We start from the raw sequence: 358 nt of genomic DNA, 5'->3' as shown, positions 1-358 counted from the left end.
GCCACATAGCTATAGCTCGTTTTAATGGGCAATGGCTGCCGCGGTGCTGCTATCTTCCTTGCATGGGACAAAAGGTAATAAAGCATAGCCTTTGGAGAATAAATATTGCCAGCAGCATTTGCTGCCTTGAGTACCTCTTCATCAAGCTGATAATTTTCAGGGAAATAGGAGGCGGCCATCTCGATACAAATACGTAGCGGGCCATATTTCCAGGCTCTATATTTTCCACAGACTTTTCTCGCAATAATCGTGCTTTTGTCAGCTGGCTCAGCTACAAAAAGTTGTCCGATCGCTCTGAAAAATTTTCCGGTTTTTTGAATGATTTCTTTCATGTTTTTAGGTCACTAGGTTAATTTAA

1 protein-coding gene is annotated in these 358 nt (G+C 41.9%); it reads right to left on the bottom strand.

Going from position 1 to position 358, the window contains the following annotated elements:
• On the bottom strand, positions 1 to 332 hold a 332-nt coding region (locus B2X72_RS03775), incomplete at its 3' end, for a hypothetical protein (protein WP_286848323.1).
• Positions 333 to 358: the final 26 nt, after the last annotated feature.

Source organism: Sphingobacterium sp. UBA7253 (assembly GCF_002472745.1).
Lineage (GTDB): Bacteria > Bacteroidota > Bacteroidia > Sphingobacteriales > Sphingobacteriaceae > Sphingobacterium > Sphingobacterium siyangense.
This window is presented reverse-complemented; position numbering and strand designations above follow the sequence as displayed.